Origin of the sequence: Pseudorhodoplanes sp., from assembly GCF_035565795.1 — a bacterium.
In the GTDB taxonomy this organism is placed as follows: domain Bacteria; phylum Pseudomonadota; class Alphaproteobacteria; order Rhizobiales; family Xanthobacteraceae; genus Pseudorhodoplanes.
Genome location: NZ_DATMRV010000099.1, coordinates 1 through 18,991, shown reverse-complemented (window position 1 = coordinate 18,991; position 18,991 = coordinate 1). Strand labels below are relative to the sequence as shown.

19 protein-coding genes are annotated in these 18,991 nt (G+C 63.8%); 3 read left to right on the top strand and 16 right to left on the bottom strand.

Annotated elements, in window-relative coordinates; all coding sequences use genetic code 11:
- Nucleotides 1-249, top strand: a 249-nt coding sequence (locus VNZ93_RS09730; protein WP_325703578.1) for an RsmD family RNA methyltransferase, incomplete at its 5' end; no start/stop codon positions are given.
- Here the strand turns inward: VNZ93_RS09730 and VNZ93_RS09725 are convergent.
- The 7 genes from VNZ93_RS09725 to VNZ93_RS09695 all read right to left on the bottom strand — a co-directional run bounded on the left by VNZ93_RS09725 (nt 250) and on the right by VNZ93_RS09695 (nt 6,761).
- Nucleotides 250-501 (bottom strand): hypothetical protein, encoded by a 252-nt coding sequence (locus VNZ93_RS09725; RefSeq protein ID WP_325703576.1) that lies wholly within the window; start codon nt 499-501, stop codon nt 250-252. It abuts the gene before it with no gap.
- 14 nt (nt 502-515) lie between these two features.
- Nucleotides 516-2,348 carry a DNA mismatch repair endonuclease MutL gene (mutL, locus tag VNZ93_RS09720; RefSeq protein WP_325703573.1) on the bottom strand — a complete coding sequence of 611 codons (1,833 nt, stop codon included), beginning with the start codon at nt 2,346-2,348 and terminating at the stop codon, nt 516-518.
- A gap of 45 nt (nt 2,349-2,393) precedes the next feature.
- A complete protein-coding gene (gene arfB, locus VNZ93_RS09715) occupies nt 2,394-2,816 on the bottom strand; it encodes an alternative ribosome rescue aminoacyl-tRNA hydrolase ArfB (protein WP_325703570.1) in 423 nt (140 codons plus the stop codon).
- Nucleotides 2,817-2,845: 29 nt separating this feature from the next.
- Entirely contained in the window at nt 2,846-3,448 is a 603-nt protein-coding gene (locus VNZ93_RS09710) for a class I SAM-dependent methyltransferase (RefSeq protein WP_325703568.1), read from the bottom strand.
- A gap of 96 nt (nt 3,449-3,544) precedes the next feature.
- Nucleotides 3,545-4,858: a glucose-6-phosphate isomerase gene (locus VNZ93_RS09705; RefSeq protein ID WP_325703565.1), complete on the bottom strand. Its 1,314-nt coding sequence runs from the start codon at nt 4,856-4,858 to the stop codon at nt 3,545-3,547.
- A gap of 154 nt (nt 4,859-5,012) precedes the next feature.
- A complete protein-coding gene (locus VNZ93_RS09700; RefSeq protein ID WP_325703562.1) occupies nt 5,013-5,654 on the bottom strand; it encodes an MSMEG_1061 family FMN-dependent PPOX-type flavoprotein in 642 nt (213 codons plus the stop codon).
- A gap of 9 nt (nt 5,655-5,663) precedes the next feature.
- Nucleotides 5,664-6,761, bottom strand: a complete 1,098-nt coding sequence (locus VNZ93_RS09695; protein WP_325703559.1) for an ABC transporter substrate-binding protein — start codon at nt 6,759-6,761, stop codon at nt 5,664-5,666.
- 184 nt (nt 6,762-6,945) lie between these two features.
- Between VNZ93_RS09695 and VNZ93_RS09690 the strand changes: the two genes are divergently transcribed.
- The gene (locus VNZ93_RS09690; RefSeq protein ID WP_325703556.1) at nt 6,946-7,608 is read left to right on the top strand and encodes a DJ-1/PfpI family protein; all 663 of its coding nucleotides are present in this window, start codon (nt 6,946-6,948) and stop codon (nt 7,606-7,608) included.
- Here the strand turns inward: VNZ93_RS09690 and VNZ93_RS09685 are convergent, their stop codons facing one another.
- The 7 genes from VNZ93_RS09685 to VNZ93_RS09655 all read right to left on the bottom strand — a co-directional run bounded on the left by VNZ93_RS09685 (nt 7,609) and on the right by VNZ93_RS09655 (nt 16,540).
- Entirely contained in the window at nt 7,609-8,952 is a 1,344-nt protein-coding gene (locus VNZ93_RS09685; protein ID WP_325703553.1) for a pitrilysin family protein, read from the bottom strand.
- A complete protein-coding gene (locus VNZ93_RS09680) occupies nt 8,949-10,322 on the bottom strand; it encodes a pitrilysin family protein (RefSeq protein ID WP_325703550.1) in 1,374 nt (457 codons plus the stop codon). The genes VNZ93_RS09685 and VNZ93_RS09680 overlap by 4 nt, the downstream gene beginning before the upstream one ends.
- Nucleotides 10,323-10,451: 129 nt before the next feature.
- Entirely contained in the window at nt 10,452-11,180 is a 729-nt protein-coding gene (locus VNZ93_RS09675) for a hypothetical protein (RefSeq protein ID WP_325703548.1), read from the bottom strand.
- 58 nt (nt 11,181-11,238) lie between these two features.
- A complete protein-coding gene (gene lspA, locus VNZ93_RS09670) occupies nt 11,239-11,769 on the bottom strand; it encodes a signal peptidase II (protein ID WP_414710037.1) in 531 nt (176 codons plus the stop codon).
- Nucleotides 11,770-11,876: 107 nt separating this feature from the next.
- Nucleotides 11,877-14,897 carry an isoleucine--tRNA ligase gene (gene ileS, locus VNZ93_RS09665; protein WP_325703544.1) on the bottom strand — a complete coding sequence of 1,007 codons (3,021 nt, stop codon included), beginning with the start codon at nt 14,895-14,897 and terminating at the stop codon, nt 11,877-11,879.
- Nucleotides 14,898-14,996: 99 nt separating this feature from the next.
- On the bottom strand, nt 14,997-15,980 hold the full coding sequence (locus VNZ93_RS09660; RefSeq protein WP_325703541.1) for a bifunctional riboflavin kinase/FAD synthetase: 984 nt from the start codon (nt 15,978-15,980) through the stop codon (nt 14,997-14,999).
- A 92-nt stretch (nt 15,981-16,072) separates the two neighbouring features.
- Nucleotides 16,073-16,540, bottom strand: coding sequence for a MaoC family dehydratase (locus VNZ93_RS09655; protein ID WP_325703538.1), 468 nt, complete (start codon nt 16,538-16,540; stop codon nt 16,073-16,075).
- Nucleotides 16,541-16,772: 232 nt separating this feature from the next.
- On the opposite strand from VNZ93_RS09655, the gene VNZ93_RS09650 reads away from it, so the two are divergent.
- The gene (locus VNZ93_RS09650) at nt 16,773-17,171 is read left to right on the top strand and encodes a response regulator (protein WP_325703535.1); all 399 of its coding nucleotides are present in this window, start codon (nt 16,773-16,775) and stop codon (nt 17,169-17,171) included.
- A gap of 7 nt (nt 17,172-17,178) precedes the next feature.
- Here VNZ93_RS09650 and VNZ93_RS09645 read toward each other — a convergent pair whose 3' ends face one another.
- Complete coding sequence (locus VNZ93_RS09645) at nt 17,179-18,036, bottom strand: TIGR01459 family HAD-type hydrolase (protein ID WP_325703532.1); 858 nt, start codon at nt 18,034-18,036, stop codon at nt 17,179-17,181.
- Between the two features lie 145 nt (nt 18,037-18,181).
- Nucleotides 18,182-18,991: EAL domain-containing protein (locus VNZ93_RS09640; protein WP_325703529.1), on the bottom strand; the 810-nt coding region annotated here is incomplete at its 5' end.

The following is an 18,991-nucleotide window of genomic DNA, read 5'->3' as shown; positions in this document are numbered from 1 at the left end:
CGCGATGCGACGAAGCTCGGCGACGTGCATCCGAACGAACCCTTTTCGCTGATTTTTCTTGACCCGCCCTACGGCAAGGGACTGGCGGAAAAGGCGCTCGCGTCTGCGCTGACCGGCGGATGGCTGAATCACAATGCGCTGGTCGTGGTCGAGGAAACGAAGGGCGCGTTCGTCGCGCCCGAAGGTTTCGAGGAGATCGAGCGGCGCGACTACGACGATACGGAAATCACCGTACTCGCCTCCAGATAATTAGGAGGCGCCCCTCCGCTGCCAGATGCCCCGAGAAACCTTGTCCGCGCTTTCTAGAATTCCATTATTTCTAAGATATTGCGCGGCCCAGCGCATATCATATTGCCAAGTGTAGAAGCGCTCGCCGTAGCTTCGTAAATCCTTTTCATGATTGTCCCAAATGTGCTTTGCAATAGTCATCAAACTCGTTGCACCGCCGTGTGCATCAATCGCGTCGAGAACCCACTGTTTCAAATTCTCTCGATAGCTCACAATTACCTCCTGAATTATTTCCGCCCAAACAACCTCTCGATATCGCTCAGCTTCAATTCCACATAGGTCGGCCGGCCGTGATTACACTGTCCGGCATTCGGCGTCACTTCCATCTCGCGCAGAAGCGCGTTCATTTCCTCGGCCTTCAGCCTCCGGCCCGAGCGCACCGAACCGTGGCAGGCCATGGTCGCGGCGACATGCATCAGGCGCCGCTCCAGCGGCAGGCTATCGTCCCACTCGGCCAGGTGTTCCGCGAGATCGCGCACCAGAGCGCCTGCGTCGATCTCACCCAGCAGCGACGGCGTCTCACGAACTGCAACAGCGCCCGGCCCGAAGCTTTCGAGCACGAGGCCGTACTTGCCGAGTTCGTCCGCCCGCGAGACCAGCCGCTCGACATCGGTCTCGTCCATCTCGACGATCTCGGGGATCAGCAGAATCTGCCGCGCGACGCCGTCGCGCTCCACCGCCGCTTTCAGCCGCTCGTATACAAGTCGCTCATGCGCCGCATGCTGATCGACGATGACAAGACCGTCCCTCGTCTGCGACACGATGTAATTGTCATGCACCTGCGCGCGCGCAGCGCCGAGCGGCTTGTCCAGCGCATCAGGCGCAGGCGCAATGGTTTCGACCCGCGCGCTGGCGGCGGCAGGACCGACATCGAACACCGCCTGCGCCGCCTCCGCCAATCCGAGCGCGGCGTTGCCACGGGATTGGCCTTGTGACGGGAAGGATTGCACCGGATACGGCGCCGAGGGCGAGCGCCGCCAGTCCCATCCAGCGCGAGGAGCGGATGCCGCCGGCCGGAACGCGCTGACGGTCGCGTCTCCGCCCGTGCTTGCCGCGCGGCCCGCTTCGCGCGTCAGCGCTTCGCGCAAGGCGCCGTGGATCAGGCTGCGGACCAATCCGGGGTCGCGGAACCGCACTTCGGTTTTGGCCGGATGCACATTCACATCGACCTCGCGCGGGTCGATGGTGACGAACAGCGCGACCGCCGGATAGCGACCGCGCGGCAGATAATCGGCATAGGCCGCATGCACCGCGCCGACCAGAAGCTTGTCGCGCACCGGACGGTCGTTCACGAACAGATATTGCCCAAGCGAATTGGCGCGCGTGTAGGTCGGCAGCGCCGCGAAGCCTTCGACATAAAGGCCTTCGCGCCCTGCGCTCACCTCAACCGCGTTTTCACGAAAATCCGCGCCGAGGATGTCGCCAAGCCGCATCAACCGTCCGGCGGGTCCGGGCAACGCCGCGGCCCAGGTCACATGCGCCCGCTCCTCGCCCGCCAGCGTGAAGGACACATCCGGCCGGCTCATCGCCAGCCGCCGCACCACCTCGCGCACCGCTTCGCCTTCGGCGCGCTCGCTCTTCATGAATTTCAGCCGCGCTGGCGTCGCATAGAACAGATCGCGGACCTCGACACGCGTGCCGGCATTGAACGCAGCTGGTGCGGGCTCGGATTTGACACCAGCCTCCACGGTGAGACCCCAAGCATGCGGCTCGCTGGCGTGCCGCGTCATGACCGAGAGTTTCGACACCGAGCCGATCGACGGCAGCGCCTCGCCCCGGAATCCGAGAGTTGAGATCGCCATCAGGTCGTCGTCGCTGGTCAATTTCGAGGTGGCATGACGCTCGACGGAAAGATCGAGGTCGGCCCGCGTCATGCCGCAGCCATCGTCGGTGACGCGGATCAGCCGGCGTCCGCCGCCATCGGTCACGATCTCGATTTTCTTCGCGCCGGCGTCGAGCGCGTTCTCGACGAGTTCCTTCACCGCGCTGGCAGGCCGCTCCACCACTTCGCCGGCGGCGATGCGGTTGACGAGGGCTTCGGAGAGCTGACGGACGACCATGCCTGGAGTTTACCGGATTCGGACTCGCGCGGGCACCTTCTCGCGCTAGTCGTGGAAACTCCGACCGCCCCGCATCTTCTTGATATCGCTACGGATTTTCTTGCCTTCGAGCCGCCTGGTCTTCGATGCCTTGGTCGGCTTGGTGGCGACCCGCTTGACCGGCTTCACCGACGCTTCGCGGATCAGGTCGACCAGGCGCTCGCGCGCCTCAGCGCGGTTGCGCTCCTGTGTGCGGGCGGTCTGCGCGATGATCACGAGCACGCCTTCCTTGGTGAGGCGCTTGCCGGCGAGCCGCATCAGCCGGATCGCGACATCGTTCGGCAGCGACGGCGAGCGCCGCACGTCGAACCGCAGCTGCACGGCGGTCGAAAGCTTGTTGACGTTCTGCCCGCCGGGACCGGAGGAGCGCACGAAGCTTTCCTCGATCTCGTCCTCGTCGATGCTGATGGTGTCGGTGATGCGGAGCATGACTCAGTATAGCCAAGAGAGACCGGGCGTCACATCCGCTGCGCCAGCCAGACGGTGTGGCCGCCGCAGGCCTTATCCTCGGCGAGATGCCGCACGAGCCGGAAGCCATGCGCATCGAGCAGCGCACGATATTCCGCCGGATCGAGACTGGCATGATACAGCGCCTCGCCTTGGAATTCGCCGATGGCCTCGCCGCGCGCCGGGCCGCTGGTGAACACCAATGCCGCGTGCGGAGCTGCGTGATCGCGAAACACGGCAAACATCCTGCGCTGATGGTCCGCCGTCAGGTGAAAGAAACTGTCCCAGGCGATCACGCCATCGAATGCGCGATGAAGCGAAAGGGCGCGCATGTCTGCGACCAGCCAGGTTTGCTCCGGAAAACGGTCGCGACACAACGCAATTAGATCGGCCGATGAATCGATGCCGGTGACAGCGTAGTCGCGCTCGATCAGGTAACGCGCAATCGGCTCGCCCATGCCGCAGCCGAGATCGAGAACGGAGCCACCCGCCGGCAGCAATTCTGCAAAGGCATCCAGCCACGTCCTTTCGAGCAGGCTGCGTCGGCGCAGGCGATCATACGCCTTCGCATGACGCTCGTAGATGGAAATGATGGCGTCCGCGTCGGAGGGCATGAGGTTGCGTTGCCTCTATCAATGCATCGCCCCGCGGACGCGGGCGCCAATATTCCAGAGGGGTGTTCATGGGTCCCCGCTTTCGCGGGACGGCCGTTATGCCTTCCCCGCGAGATATTGCTTCGCCAGCACCTTGCCCTCTTCCACCGCCGGCTGGTCGAACGCATCCACGCCGAGGAGATGCGCAGCGATGATCGTCTCCAGCATGAAATGCATCATCAGTTCGCCGAGACTGCGCTCGTCGATGCTGGCGAGATGAAAGGTGCGAACCGGGCAACCGTTCTTCGCCAGCGTTTCCGCGGTGGCACGGCCCTGCGCGGCGACCAGATCGCCGATGGTGCGGCCGCCGAAATCCGGCTCTCCGCAGCGTTTCGCAAGCTCAGGGTCGATCGCAGGCCCCTTTCCCGCGACGGCGCTGGTGATGACGGTAAACAGCTTGTCGCGCGGCCCCGCGATGAAGAGCTGCAGCTGGCTGTGCTGGTCGACAGGGCCAAGTGCGCCGATCGGCGTCGTGCCCTTGCCGTTCTTGCCGAGGCTTTCGGCCCAGAGCTGCACATACCATTTGGCAAACTTCTCGAGCCGGTCGGCATAGGCCATTACGGCGGAGATCGTCTTGCCCTTCTCTTCAGCCAGCGCAATCGACAAGGCCGCACCCAGCGCGGCCGGCACCTGCGCGGCCTTCTCCTTCGCCAGCACCGGCGCCAGCGCCGTGGCTGCGCCCTCGCGCAGCGCCACGATGTCGAGGCCGAGGATCGCGGCCGGCAGAAGTCCGACATTGGTCAGCGCGGAGAAGCGGCCGCCGACGCCGGTATCGTGATCGAGGAAGGCCACGCCTTCTGGTTCAAGCAAAGCCCGCAGGCCGTTGCGCTTGCCGGGCTTCGCCGGCTCGCTGAGGCCGAGGAAAACGTCAGCGATCGGGATGTTGTTTGCCTTGCAGACCGTTAGCGCGGCGGCGGTCTGCATCAGGGTCTCGCCGGTGCCGCCGGACTTCGAGATCGAAATGAAGCGCGAGGTGGCAAGCGGCAGCCGGGCCAACAGCAGTCCGAAACTCAGCGGATCGAGATTGTCCATGAAATGGATGCGCGGACCGACGCGGAGCGCGCCGACACCCGGCACGGCATAGCCGGCAAGTTGCGCGAGCGTCTGGCCGCCAAGGCTCGACCCGCCCGTGCCGAGAAACACGATGTCGGTCGCCCCGGTCGCAAGTCGCTCGGCTGCAGCCTGAACGGCCGCGATGTCGGAGCGTTCGGCCGGAAGATGCAGCAAACGCAACCCACCGTCGGCATGGCGCGCGCGCAGCCAGTCGAGCGCCGATTCGCTGCGGGCAAGCACCTGCTCCAGTGCTGCGTCGGAGAGGCCCTGCGGACCGATTGCGGATTCGCGAGCAAGGTCGATGTTCTGGGCGATCATGGGGGTGCTTTAGCGGATCGGGATGAAAGAGGCCAACCATCGGTGTCATGCCCCGCGAAATCGAGGCATCGAAGTAAACACCGTCAGCGGAAAAAGGTGCCGACAAGATGGCCGATATCGCGATCGTTTGATCGACCGCCCTCGCCGCGACGGGTCAGTACATCCCGCGCCTTGCCATCTCGGCATCCTGGCGCAAATTCTCCTCCCGCGTCAGGCCCTCGACCTGATCGCCGAGCATGTCCATGTAGCTTGGCAGTTCGGCGCGGTTGATGTGCATGGAGGCGTCCCAGAGCTTCGCCCGGTTCACCGCCTTGGCGCAGTGCAGATAGGCTTCCTTCACCGCGATCACGAGCCCGACCTTCGGCACCTGCCCGCGCACCGCGGATGGCGCCAGCAGCGCCTGATCGTCGGTGATCCGCGCGGTGCCGTTGATGCGCAGGATCTCCGCCATGCCCGGCACGAGGAAGAGCATCCCCACGGCGGGGTTGTGAAACAGGTTGCCCATCGTATCGAAACGGTTGTTGCCGATGCGGTCGGGCAGGAGCAGATGCCGGTCATCAAGGATGCGGCAGAAGCCCGGCGGATCGCCGCGTGGCGAGACATCGGCGCCATTCGGACCGAACGAACTGATGACGCAGAACGTGGAGCGCTCGATCATGGCGCGACAATGCCGATCAAGTGCAGGCAACACCTTGCCGGTTGCCCGCAACATCGGCTGGTGATGCCGCGCCGTGATCTCGCCGAACGAACCGACGTAGCTGATCGTGTCAGGATCGAACCCGTCAGTCCCGCCCATCACCCGCTCCTATCGTGACGCTACGCTGCGCTTCAGTTGCAGCATCATCAGATCATACTGGAAATCCGCCGCCTGATGATAGCTGTAGTTCTTGTCGCGGAAATCCTTCTGCGATGCATAGATTTTCGCAAAGGCCGGGTTCGACGCGATGATCGAGGCATAGAGTTCTTCCGAAGCCTTGTACATCGTGTCGATCACGTCACGCGGAAACACCGAGACCTTGACGCCGGACGCGACAAGCCGCGCAAGCGCTTCCGGGTTCTTGGTGTCGTAATGCGCGAGCATCGAGGTCGTGGTCGCCTGCGCCGCGATCTCAATCGCCTTTTTGTAGAGCGGCGGTAGCGCGTTGAATTTCTCGATGTTGAAGATCCCGTGAAACACCGTGCCGCCCTCCTGCCAGCCGGGCGTGTAATAGTAGCTCGCGACGCGATTGAGCCCGAGCTTCTCGTCATCGTATGGACCGATATATTCGACCGCGTCGATCACGCCGCGCTCGAGTGCGGGATAGATGTCGCCCGGCGCAATCTGCTGCGTGACGATGCCGGCTTTCGCGGCGACCGAGCCGGCCAGGCCGGCGATGCGCATCTTCAATCCCTTCAGATCGTCCGCGCTCTTGATCTCCTTGCGGAACCAGCCACCCCATTGCATGCCGGTGTTACCACACGGAAAGCCGATCACGTTGTACCTGGCCATGAACTCGTTCATCAGATCGAGTCCGCCGCCGTAATAGTACCACCCGTGCTGCGCGCGCGGATTCATCATGAACGGAACCGCCGCGCCAAGCGCGAAGGTCGGATCCTTGCCGACATAGAACAGCAATCCGGTATAGGCGCCGTCCACGCTGCCGTTCTGCACAGCGTCGAGCGCCTGCAGGCCCGGCACGATCTCGCCAGCCGCGAATTGCTGGATGACGAACTTGCCGTCGGTCAGATCGGACACGTATTTGCCGAAGGTTTCACCGGCGGCGTACGTGATATCCAGGCTCTTGGTGAAACTCGACGTCATCCGCCACCGGATGGTCGGCATGGTCTGTGCGATGGCAGGCGCGGCAAGTGCGGTAGCAGCCGTTCCGCCCGTGCTGAGGGCAAGGAATTTGCGGCGATGCATCTGTCATTCTCGCGGTTCGAGGGCCCCGGCCCGCATCCGCTGCTGCAACCGGCATACCAGTTGCTTCGCCTCGAACACGCTGGATTTGCCTCGTCCACACGATCCTCGGCCCGTTCAGGACGCATCGCACGCGCCATGTGCCTAGATTCCAAGCATCACGAGGCGCATGAGTATTGGAGCCCCAATGAAGGACCGCACGTCACCTGCGCTCTTCGGAGCGGTCATCTATGACGGCGTCGAGCCGATCGATATCGGCGGCACCGTGGGCGTCATTTCGATGGCAAAACGTGTCCTGTCCGCGATCGAGAGCATCACGATCGCGGAAAAGGCAGGACCGGTCACGCTCGCAGGCGGACTGACGGTCATTGCGCAGGCGGGCTTTTCGGATGCGCCGCGCTGCGATGTCCTGATCGTGTGCGGCGGTCCCGGCTGGCGGCGCGAGACGACCAACCCCGCGATGCTCGGCTTCCTGCGCTCACGACCCTCGCCTCAGGTCACATCGGTCTGTACTGGCGCGATGATCCTTGGCGCAGCGGGGGTGCTCGATGGCCGGATCGCGACAACGCGACGCTCCGCCGTCGGCAGCGAAGTGCAATCGCCGCTCGCCGAGTTTTCATCGCTTGCGCCGTCCGTTCAGGGCCGGCCTGCGGCGATTGTCGAAGATGGCGGGGTCATCACCGGCGGCGGCGTGTCGCTCGCAATCGATGCGACGCTCTATCTAATCGGCAAGCTTTACGGCGATGCGGCGCAGGCGGACGTCGCGCGCGTGATCGAGTACGACCGGGCCTACGAGGCGAACAGAATTGCGCTCGGCCACGTGCTGGCCGAGCGCGGAACACGCTTGTAATTAGCCGCCCTGCTTGGCGGAGGCCGCCGTCTGCGTGCGGCCGACAACGGTGAACAGTACGCCGCCATTGAGCAGGCGACGGGCCACGCGCTTAACGTCGTCGAGCGTGACGGCCTCGATGAGACCATTGCGGCGTTCCCAGTAATCGATGCCGAGATCGTCGACCTGGAGCTGCACCAGCTGGCCCGCAATCTTCGTAGAAGTGTCGAAGTTCAGCGCGTAGGAGCCCTTGAGATAGGACTTCGACTTCTCGAGTTCGTCCTCGGTCGGACCATTCTCAGCGAGCCGCTTGATCTCCTCCTCGATCAGCCCGACCGCCTCGTTCGCCTTGTCGGCGCGGGTCTGCGTGCCGCCCATGAACAGCGCCGCCGCATCGAGCGGCAGGAGATAGGAATAGACCGAATAAGCGAGGCCACGCTTCTCGCGGACTTCATTGTAGAGCCGCGAGGAGAACGATCCGCCGCCCAGGATGTGGTTCACAATGAAGGCCGGGATGAAGTCCGGATCCTTGCGCGGAATGCCCGAGCCGCCGAATGCGACCACGGTCTGCGGCACATCGAGCTGCACTTCGAGCCGCTTGCCGACCGCCTCCGGACGCGCCTGCGGCACCGCCCGCAAGTCGGACTTTGCCGGCAGCGCACCGAACACCTGATCGAGCACCGTGCCGAGCGTCTTGGCATCGATGTCGCCGACCACACCGACCTTCAGGTTGTCCCGCGCCAGCGTCCGGCTCACGAAGCCCGTGAGATCGTCGCGCACGATCGTGGGCACCGATTCCAGCGTGCCGTTGGTCGGCAGGCTGTAGGGATGGTTCGGAAAAGCGGTGCGCCACCACAGCCGCGAGCCGATTTCGTTCGGGCTGGTGGTTTCGCGCTTCAGCGCGGTCAGCATCTGCGCGCGGATGCGCTCGACCGGCTCCTGATCGAATCGCGGCTTGGTCAGGGCAAGACGCAGCAGGTCGAAACCCTCGGCTTTCCGATCGCTCAGCACCTTCAGAGATCCGCGAACCTCGTCGCGGCTCGCACGGAAGGACAGTTCCACGGCGTTGCGTTCCGCACGCGCCTGAAACGCCTTGGCGTCCAGATCGCCCGCGCCCTCGTCAAGCGAGGCCGCGGCCATATACGCGACGCCGGGCTTCCCGACCGGATCCTGGTTGGCGCCGCCCTTGAACGAAAACTCCATCGCGATCAGCGGGACCGACGGTTCGCGCACAAGCCAGGCTTCGATACCGCCGGGGCTCACGACGCGTTCGATCTTGGTCATCGCCTGCGCAGCGGGCGCGAAGAACAGGAAGGCGCCTGCGGCTGCCGCAGCGAAGCCGTATGACACGCGGTTGAAAATCATGAACGGCGCTCCTGCGGCTTGGGATGCTCCTTGACCAGATAGCCGGTGACCGAGCGGCGCTTGTCCAGCCATGTCTTGGCGGCATCACGCACCTGCTCAGCGGTCACCTTCTGTACGCGATCCGGCCAGGTCTTGAGATGTTCGACGGTCAGGCCCGTGGTCAGCGCGCCGCCATACCAGCGCGCCATCGTGGCCTGACTGTCCTGCGCATAGACGACATCGGCCACGAGCTTGATCTTCGCGCGTTCGAGTTCGTCATTGGTGACGCCGTTCTCGGCAATTTCGGCGATGACGGCATCCATCGCCTCTTCGAGATCCTTGAGCGTCACCTGGCTGCGCGGCGTGCCGTAGATGCCGAACCGCGTATGGTCGAGCGCCGTGCCCTGGTACCAAGCCCCGATCGAGGTCGCCATCGGCTTCTCGATCACAAGCTTAGAATAGAAGCGGCTGTTGGTACCCGAGCCGAGAATTTGCGACAGCACTTCGAGGGCTTCCGACTCGCCGGCCTTTGCATTGGCGGCGGAGGGCACGAGATAGCTGCGCTGCAGGCTCGGCTGGGTCACGCGCGGATCTGCGAAGGAAACGGTGCGAATGGAGCGCTGCTCCGGCTCCTGCGGACGCACGCGCGGTTTGATCTCGGCGCGCGGGGCGATCTTGCCGTAGGTCTCTTCGGCAAGCGCTTTCACTTCGTCCGCGGTCACGTCACCGGCGACGACAAGGATCGCGTTGTTCGGGGTGTACCAGCGATTATAGAAATCGATCGCATCCTTGCGGTCGAGTTTCTCGATCTCGTGGCGCCAGCCGATCACCGGCCGCCCGTAAGGATGATTGAGATAAAGCGCGGCCTGCACTTCTTCGCCGAGCTTGGCTGCCGGCGAGTTCGCGACGCGGCTGTTCTGCTCTTCGAGCACCACGTTGCGCTCCGGCAGAACCGCCTCGTCCGTCAGGGTGAGACCGGTCATGCGATCGGCCTCGAATTCCATCACCATCTTGAGACGGTCGCGCGTCACGCGCTGGAAGTATCCCGTGTAGTCGCTGGAGGTGAAAGCGTTCTCCTGGCCGCCCATGGTCGCAAGCACCTTGGAGAAACGCCCGGCCGGGTTCTTCTCCGTGCCCTTGAACATCAGATGCTCGAGAAAATGCGCGATGCCGGACTTGCCCGGCGGCTCGTCGGCCGAACCGACGCGGTACCAGACCATATGCGTCACAACGGGCGTGCGGCGATCGGGAATGACCACGACTTCCATGCCGTTCGCGAGCTTGAAATGCGAGACGTCAGGTCCGGTCGCGGCAAAATTTGGGGTAGCACCGAAAAGAAGAAATGCAGCCGCAGCCGCATAGCAAGCAAGCACCGTTCGTCGGCAGATCATGAATGCTCTCACAATATCCGCGCAGTCCTGTTCACCCGGGGCGCACAGGACAGCCTCAGGGCAATCTGGGCAGACAATGCGAAAATAAAACGCCTTTCAGGACGCGCTGACCATTAATTTTCGGAAACGCTAATCCCCGGTCCCGCGGCTATTCATGTAGTCGATCGGCTTGCCCTTTTCCCGCCGCGGCGTGATCCCGTAGGGGTGACTGGGCGACGGCGTCTGATAGCCGGCGGGCGGCTGGGTCAGGTCGCTGCGGGTCGGCTCCTGCGTGAAAGTCGCGACCTCCGGCTTGGAATTATCCTTGAAGAGGCCTCCCAGCAGCCCGCCCTTGTAGCCCAGTTCGCTCGGCTTCACCGGCCTCTGGCCCTCCGACTCGGCGTCCTGCGGGCCGGTCGGATTTGTGACACGGCCAGCGCCCGCCTTGCGCCCCACCTCGAGTTCGGCAGGCGTCAGCGGCCGGTCATCCTCTTCCGAGCTGCGGCGCGGCGTGTTCCGTTTCACGGCCGCACGCTTCTTGCGCTCGACCACTTCGGGATCCTTCGGCCAAGCAGGTGTAGTTGCGACCGTATTGGCTTCCGGCTGCGGCAAGTTCCCGAGATTGGGCGGCACGACCAGCGGCGGGCGCTCGCGATAATTAATCGAATCGCGATCGTTGATGCCGAACAGCTTCTTGATGAAGCGGGTTTCGAAGGGCTCTTCCTCCTCATCCTCGTCGGCGGCGAGCGCGACGGACGGGACGGAGATGGACAGCGGCACGGATACGGTCGTGGTTAGCGCCGCTGCAGCCAGGAACGCCATCAGGCCCCGGCGCAAAATGGTCAGGCGGACGTCAAAAGCCGCGAGTGATTTCTGCAAGACGTGTCCCCGCACGATCAGATCCCCCGTCGCTCCCCGACCGGAAAATCGAGAAAAATCAGGGCGCTTTTGCGGCGCGGCCGCCCAGAAAGGTTTCATACAGCAAACCGGCTACCCCGGCAACGATGGCCACATCCGCGAGGTTGAAGACGTACCAGTTAAAGGCGAACGAGACGGTTGTTATGTGCAAAAGCGCGAAATCCACCACCGCGCCGTGGAGCAAGCGGTCGATCCCATTTCCGATCGCGCCACCGATGATCAGGCCAAGAGAAACGGCCGTCAGGCGATTCGCTGCTGTGGAAAGCCAGCCCCACAGGACGAGGACCACCACGACCTTGAAGCCGAGCAGCATCCAGACCCCGAGATCGGTGTCCTGGGACAGCCAGCCGTAGCTGACGCCCCGGTTCCAGACCAGGACCAGGTCGAAAAACGGCAGGATCACCACCCGACCGAGCTTACCAAGCTCGAAGCTGTAAAGAAGCCAAAGCTTCAGCGCCTGATCGAGCAGCGCCGTGACGAGCGCCGCCGCCACACCATCGCGGGTGAACGGCCCGATGAGGAAGGAGGCACTCGATTTTCCGAAAAACACAGACGGTCGTCCCCGCGCAGGCGGGGACCCATAACCGCTAACCTCGATGGGTGGCAAGGTCACACACCAGCCGTTCCCACGAAAGCGGGGACGACCAAGTCCGCAGGTTACTCCGCGGCCTTGCGCAGCGTATCCCATTCGCGCAGGGCCTGCGCGTCGCGCGGCGTCACGTCGGGATATTGCGGATCTTCGCCGACGCTTTCCGTCACCTTCCAGGAGCGCGCGCATTTCCTGCCACGCGCGCGAACCGGCTCGACGGCGACGCCGCGCACGTCATCCAGGCGGAACGCATCGGCAGGCCCCTCACCTTCGACAAGCGTCGCATGCGAGGTGATACAGATTTCCGCGAGATCGGCATCGACGATCGCAGCGAACAGATCCGGGTCCGAGACGTGCACGATCGGCGCAGCTTCAAGCGATGAGCCGATGCGCTTGCCGGCCCGTTCGAGTTCGAGCGCACCGGTGACCACGCGGCGCACATTGCGGATCTTGCGCCATTTCTCAGCGAGCCTGTCGTCGCGCCAGTCGGCCGGCACGTCGGGAAACAGCTGCAGATGCACAGAGGCCGCTTCATCGCCATAGCGCGACAGCCACGCCTCTTCAGCGGTGAAGCACAGCATCGGCGCAAGCCATGTCACCGTGCAGCGGAACAGATGGTCGATGACCGTCAGCGCGGCCTTGCGCTTCTGCGAGGAGATCGGATCGCAATACAGCGCGTCCTTGCGGATATCGAAATAGAACGCGGACAGATCGCTGGTCATGAACGAATTGAGCATCGCGAAGATGCGCTTGTAGTCGAAGGCGCGATACGCATCCTTCACCGCGACATCGAGTTCGGCCAGCCTGTGCAGCATGAGCCGCTCGAGTTCCGGCATGTCGTCGGCCTTGACGCGTTCGTCGTCGTGGAAATGCGCGAGCGAACCCAGCATCCAGCGGATGGTGTTGCGCAGCTTGCGATAGGTCTCGACATTGGTCTTCAGGATTTCCGGACCGATGCGCAGATCGTCAGCATAGTCAGACGCGCAGGCCCACATGCGCAGGATGTCCGCGCCGGAATTCTTGATGACGTCCTGTGGCGCCACCGTGTTGCCGAGAGACTTCGACATCTTGCGCCCGTGCTCGTCGAGCACGAAGCCGTGCGTCAGCACCATGTCGAAGGGCGCGATACCGCGCGTGCCGCAGCTCTCGAGCAGCGAGGACTGGAACCAGCCGCGATGCTGGTCCGAGCCTTCGAGATACATCACCTGGTCCTTGCCCTTCGGCTTGCGGACGATGCCCTTGAGCTGCGGGAAGTTCTCGGGATCTTCCAGCACGAAGGCGTGGGTCGAGCCCGAATCGAACCAGACGTCGAGAATGTCGTCGACCTTCTGCCAGCCTTCCCTGGCGCGATCGCCGAGGAAGCGCGCGGCGGCGCCTTCCGCATACCAGGCGTCCGCGCCTTCCCTCTCGAATGCATCGCCGATGCGCTTGTTGACGGCGGGATCGTTCAGGATGTCGACCGAGCCGTCCGGCTTTTCCTTCACGAACACGGCGATCGGCACGCCCCAGGCGCGCTGACGCGAGATCACCCAATCCGGTCGGCTTTCGATCATGCCGGTGATTCGGTTCTCGCCGGCAGCGGGGATCCACTGTGTCGCAGCGATCGCAGTCATCGCGCGGTGGCGCAGCGTGTCGTCCTTGCCCGCAATGTCCGCAGCTCCGGGCTTGCCCGGAGCGTCAGCGATAGGTTTGTCCATCGCGATGAACCATTGCGGCGTATTGCGGAAAATCACCGGCTTCTTGGAGCGCCAGGAATGCGGATATTGATGCTTCAGGCGGCCGCGCGCGATGATGTTGCCTGCCTCGACCAGCGCCTTGATGACGGCGTCGTTGGCGTCGCCCTTCTCGCCCTTGTCGTTGATGACACGCTTGCCGGTGAAGCCGGGTGCATGCGCGGTCAGCGCACCGTTCTCGTCGACGGTGTAAGGGATCGCGCTGTTGATGCCGTCCGCCTCGAGCACGCGCGCGTTCGCGGTCCAGACCTCGAAGTCCTCGCGGCCATGGCCGGGCGCGGTATGCACGAAACCCGTGCCGGTATCGTCGGTGACATGATCGCCGGCCAGCAATGGCACGGTGAAGTCGTAGCCGAGGGCGCGCAGCGGATGCGCGCAGCCGAGATCGGCGAGGTCTTCCGCCGGCACGTCGGCGACCTTGTCATAGGCCGTGACACGCGCCTGCTTGAACACATCGCCCGCAAGGTTCTCCGACAGGATGAAGAGATCGCCGAACTTCGCCCAGTTGTCAGGCGCGGCATCGGTGACCTTGTAGAGTCCATAGGAGATTTTCGGCGAATAGCTGATGGCGCGGTTGCCCGGCAGCGTCCAGGGCGTCGTGGTCCAGATCACAACCGACGCGCCCTTGTATTTGTGTTCCAGCGTCTTGTTGCGCTTGCCGCGCGCGGAGCGCACCGGGAATTTCACCCAGACGGTGTCGCTGGTGTAGTCCTCATATTCGACCTCGGCCTCGGCGAGCGCGGTCTTCTCAACCACGCTCCACATCACCGGTTTTGATCCGCGATACAGCGTGCCGTTCTGCGCGAATTTCATGATCTCGCGCGCGATCTGCGCTTCGGCCGCGAAGTTCATCGTGGTGTAGGGATGATCCCAGTCGCCCTCGACGCCGAGCCGCTTGAATTCCTCGCGCTGCACGTTCAGCCAATGCTGCGCATAGGCGCGGCATTCCTGTCGGAAAGCGATCATCGCCGCGGGATCGGAGAGGTTCGGCTTCGCCTTGTTCTTCGAACGGTAATTCTCTTCCTCGACCTTCCATTCGATCGGCAGGCCGTGACAATCCCAGCCGGGCACGTAGTTTGAATCGAAGCCGAGCATCTGCTGGCTGCGCGTCACCACATCCTTCAGGATCTTGTTGAGCGCGGTGCCGATATGGATGTTGCCGTTCGCGTAGGGCGGCCCGTCATGCAGGATGAACTTCGCGCGGTCCTTTGCGGCCTCGCGCAGCTTGCCGTACAGGTTCTCGTCCTTCCAGCGCTTGAGCAGCAGGGGCTCGCGCTCGGGAAGTCCGGCCCGCATCGGGAATTCGGTGCGCGGCAAAAACAGGGTCTCGGAATAGTCGCGTTCAGTCTGGGTCATGTCGGGAAATCGCCTCTGGCCGCCGCTGTGTAGCAGGCGTATTCGTGAGCGCAAAGAACCTGAATTCCCGCTCTCGCGGGCGTGACCGGCGTTCGGCCGTCAAATCTGCCCGAGCGGGGGGAAGGCCGTCGGATTGCGCACCAGCGCGTCGCGCGCGCGGTCGGCATCGAGGTTCATCTGCGCCACCAGCGCCGCCATGGAGGAGAATTTCTCCTCCGGCCGTATCCAGCCGATCAGCGCCACATCGAGGACCTTGCCGTAGAGGTCGCCGGAAAAGTCGAACAGGAAGACCTCGAGCAGCGGCGCGCCGTTGTCGAAGGTCGGGCGGCGGCCGAAGCTCGCCACCCCGTCGTATCGCTGCGCCCCGAGACCGACGCGCACGGCATAGATGCCGTGTTTCAGGCCGCAAGCCGGGTCGAGCTTCAGATTGGCCGTGGGAAAGCCCATCTCGCGGCCGCGCTTTTCGCCATGGATCACCTCGCCCGAGACGAACCAGGGATAGCCAAGGAGTTCCGCCGCCTCGACCACGCGGCCTGCCTCCAGGGCCGTGCGGATGGTGCCGGACGAGACCGGGCGGCCCTCGTCCTCGAGTTTGGGCGCGACATCGACCGGAAAGCCGTAACGCTTCCCTGCCTCGGTCAGGAAGGCCGGCGAGCCGCCTCGGCCCTGCCCGAAGTGAAAGTCGAAGCCGATCGCGACCCCGGTCACCCCGAGCCGCCCAACCAGGATCTCCGACACGAATTGCTCCGCCGGCAGACCTGCCAGCGCGGCGTTGAAGGTCAGCACCACGGCACCGTCGAGCCCGGCAGACGCGAGGAGCCTCAATTTCTGCCGCTCGTCCGTAAGCCGGAATAATTTCTCGTCGGGCCGGAAATAGCTGCGCGGATGCGGCTCCAGGGTCAGCACGGCAGAAGGTTTGCCCACCGCCGCGGCCCGCTTCATCGCGAGGCCGATGACCGAGCGATGCCCGCGATGCACGCCGTCGAAATTGCCGATCGCGACGACCGCCCCGCGCAGCTTCGCGGCTTCGGGTCCATCGTCACGGACCACCACAAACGGCGTCTGTCGTTCGGATTGCAGCATGAAGGAGGGATGTCAGGTTCGCGATTGTCCGGACCGTGTCGACCCGCCGCCGGCACAAGTCAAGCCGGATGGATCGCACTTGCGACTTGCCGTCAGGATTTGGGCCGACCGGGCACGGAGACGATCGCCTCGCCGTCCAGCACCACCGCGTTGTCGACCAGCGCCTCGCAATGCAGGTGCACCTTCCGCCCCTCCCGTACGAGTTCGGTCACCTCGACGATGACCGTCACCACGTCGCCGATCTTGACCGGGGCATGAAAGTTCAGCGTCTGCGAACGATAGACCGCACCCGCGCCCGGCAACCGTGTGCCAAGCACGGCCGATATCAGGCTCGCCGTATAGAGCCCGTGCGCGATGCGCTGACCGAACCGCGTACCCTGTGCATAGGTGTCGCAGAGGTGGATCGGATTCTCGTCGCCGGAGATATTCGCGAAGCCGACAACGTCGCTTTCCATCACCGATTTCATCAGCGTTTCGCGCATGCCCACATGCAGGTCCTCGAAGCACAAGGTGCGGACCATGCGTGGATCGATGGGGGCTTTGGCAGGGGCTGTGTTCATCTCGGCTTTGTTGCGACGGTTAACGGATCTTTAAAATGCTGCTGCCTCAGGCAGCGTTCAATCAGCCTTTAGGCAGATTTTGCGCCACTTTCGTGCATCCGGAGAATATGCGCGCAAAACTTGCGGCTTAACGGATGTTCAAGGCGATAATGGTACCTTGGCATACATTGGGCAGGACGCTCAATGCGGAGCAACGTTGCTCCGGCCGGCCGTGAAGACGGAGCTTGCGACAATGTCTGTCGATCTCTCGATGCCCATTCTGGTCGTCGACGACTACAACACGATGGTCCGCATCATCCGCAACCTGCTCCGGCAGGTCGGCTTTACCAATGTCGACGATGCATCGGACGGCATCGGCGCCCTCCGGCGCCTGCGCGAGAAACGCTACAGCCTCGTCATCTCCGACTGGAACATGGAGCCGATGACCGGCTACGAACTGCTCAAGGAAATGCGGGCCGATCCGGTTCTCGCTGCCGTGCCCTTCATCATGATCACCGCCGAGTCGAAGACCGAGAACGTGATCGCGGCGAAGAAAGCCGGCGTCAGCAATTACATCGTGAAGCCGTTCAACGCGGCGACGCTGAAGGCAAAGATCGACGCGATCTTCGTCGAGCAGCCGCACGCGGCTTAACCGGCAGCTACCACTTCAGCTTTCTTGCGATTGCACGCGGCTTGCCGCCGGCTGCGATCAGCACGCGCTCGACCGCATCCGGATCCGGATCGTCGCGGCCGCCGAATTCCGCCGAGTGAATGCCGCCCGTCACGAACAGGCAATCGATCCCGTAGGACGAGGCGCCCTTGAAGTCGGTCCGCACCGAATCGCCGATGGCGATGACGCGCTTGCGGTCGGCGAGCTTGCCGCGTGCTTTCTCGGCGAGCTTCAGCGCAAGGTCATAGATCGGCGCGTAGGGTTTGCCCGCATAAAGCACCTCGCCGCCGAGCCGCGCATAGAGATCCGCGATCGCCCCGGCGCAATACAGAAGCTGCTCGCCACGCTCGACCACGACATCCGGGTTGCCGCACACCATGAACAACTTGCGCGCCAGCATCTGCTCGAGCAGAGGCTGATAGTCGTCGGGCGTTTCGGTGTCTTCGTTGAACAGACCCGAGCAGATCACGTAGTCCGCGCTCTCGACCGGGGCGAATGTCACATCAAGCCCCTCGAAGATCGAGAGATCGCGCTTCGGCCCGACATGCAGGATGGTCTGGCCCGGACGCTTGGCGATCTCGTCACGGGTCACGTCGCCGGAACTGACGATGGCGTCATAGATCGAACGCGGCGCACCGAAATGCTCCACCTGTGCCGCAACCACGCCGTTCGGCCGCGGCGCATTGGTAATCAGCACCACCGTGCCGCCACCCTCGCGAAACCGGGTCAGCGCCTCACACGCCTCGGGAAAGGCTGCGACGCCATTATGCACGACGCCCCAGACGTCGGACAGCACGACGTCGTAGCCGGATGCAATCGACGAAAACGTGTCAGTGAAGATGGTCAAGGAAGACGTCCGGATTGGAGAAAGGATGGCCAGGTGGGGCGCAGGATTTAGCGCGGCAGGACAGGGCCGTCACTACCGGATCATTGCGCGTGGGTTGCGCCCTTCCCGCGCGTAGGCGACTGCAGTCCGTGTCTGAGGCGATGGGTCAGATCGCAGCGCGCGCCGCGGCCCCGAGGGTCGGCTCCTGCATAACACGCTCGGGGACAGCGGACACCGGTGCTGCGCCCTGCAGCGCGTCGGCCCGGACCGGCCGCGGCGGCGAGAACAGGAAGCCCTGGCCGTAGCGGACGTCATAGTCCAGCAGATCGACCACCACGGCTTCGGTCTCGATCCGCTCGGCGATCAGGCTGATGCCGTGGCGGCCCAACAGGTCGGACAGATCGGCAGCGTGGATATCGGCGACCGCGGCGCCCTTGCTGAGCAACAGCTGTGCCGGGACCTTCACGAAGCGGACGCCGAGTTCGGACAGATCGCGCGGTCCGATCCGCAGATCCGTGACGTGATCCATCGAGAAGCGATAACCGAGCGAGATCAGGCCCGCGAGGCTCTCCTGCTCGATCGGCCCCATGTCGCGGAGCGCGCTCTGCGTGAATTCCAGCGTCAGCGACGAACTCAGCGCGCGATTGGCTTCGAGGAAGTCGAAGAACTGCCGGAAGATTTCGCCGTCATTCAACGTCGCCGCCGACACGTTGCAGAACAGTCCGATCTCGCGATTCTTCAATTGCAGCCGGCGCAGGACCTGCACGCAGCGGAACAGCTGCATGTTGTCGATCTTGGCGACCAGCCCGGCCTTCTCGGCATGGGCAAGGAAATCGCTCGGCAGGATCAGTGTGCCGTCGTCCATGCGAAGCCGCGTCATCGCTTCGTAATAGCGGACCTTGCGCTGCGGCAGCGTCACCACCGGCTGCAGGTAAAGATCGATCCGGCTGCCGTCGATTGCGGCGGCGATCGTCTC

What these genes read in the sequence shown, in the direction of transcription:
- VNZ93_RS09680 (WP_325703550.1), bottom strand. Translation starts at nt 10,322, where the DNA reads ATGATCTGCCGACGAACGGTGCTTGCTTGCTATGCGGCTGCGGCTGCA.
- VNZ93_RS09700 (WP_325703562.1), bottom strand. Translation starts at nt 5,654, where the DNA reads ATGGGCGGGACTGACGGGTTCGATCCTGACACGATCAGCTACGTCGGT.
- ileS (WP_325703544.1), bottom strand. Translation starts at nt 14,897, where the DNA reads ATGACCCAGACTGAACGCGACTATTCCGAGACCCTGTTTTTGCCGCGC.
- VNZ93_RS09695 (WP_325703559.1), bottom strand. Translation starts at nt 6,761, where the DNA reads ATGCATCGCCGCAAATTCCTTGCCCTCAGCACGGGCGGAACGGCTGCT.
- VNZ93_RS09690 (WP_325703556.1), top strand. Translation starts at nt 6,946, where the DNA reads ATGAAGGACCGCACGTCACCTGCGCTCTTCGGAGCGGTCATCTATGAC.
- VNZ93_RS09660 (WP_325703541.1), bottom strand. Translation starts at nt 15,980, where the DNA reads ATGCTGCAATCCGAACGACAGACGCCGTTTGTGGTGGTCCGTGACGAT.
- arfB (WP_325703570.1), bottom strand. Translation starts at nt 2,816, where the DNA reads ATGCTCCGCATCACCGACACCATCAGCATCGACGAGGACGAGATCGAG.
- VNZ93_RS09705 (WP_325703565.1), bottom strand. Translation starts at nt 4,858, where the DNA reads ATGATCGCCCAGAACATCGACCTTGCTCGCGAATCCGCAATCGGTCCG.
- mutL (WP_325703573.1), bottom strand. Translation starts at nt 2,348, where the DNA reads ATGGTCGTCCGTCAGCTCTCCGAAGCCCTCGTCAACCGCATCGCCGCC.
- VNZ93_RS09650 (WP_325703535.1), top strand. Translation starts at nt 16,773, where the DNA reads ATGTCTGTCGATCTCTCGATGCCCATTCTGGTCGTCGACGACTACAAC.
- VNZ93_RS09685 (WP_325703553.1), bottom strand. Translation starts at nt 8,952, where the DNA reads ATGATTTTCAACCGCGTGTCATACGGCTTCGCTGCGGCAGCCGCAGGC.
- VNZ93_RS09710 (WP_325703568.1), bottom strand. Translation starts at nt 3,448, where the DNA reads ATGCCCTCCGACGCGGACGCCATCATTTCCATCTACGAGCGTCATGCG.
- VNZ93_RS09655 (WP_325703538.1), bottom strand. Translation starts at nt 16,540, where the DNA reads ATGAACACAGCCCCTGCCAAAGCCCCCATCGATCCACGCATGGTCCGC.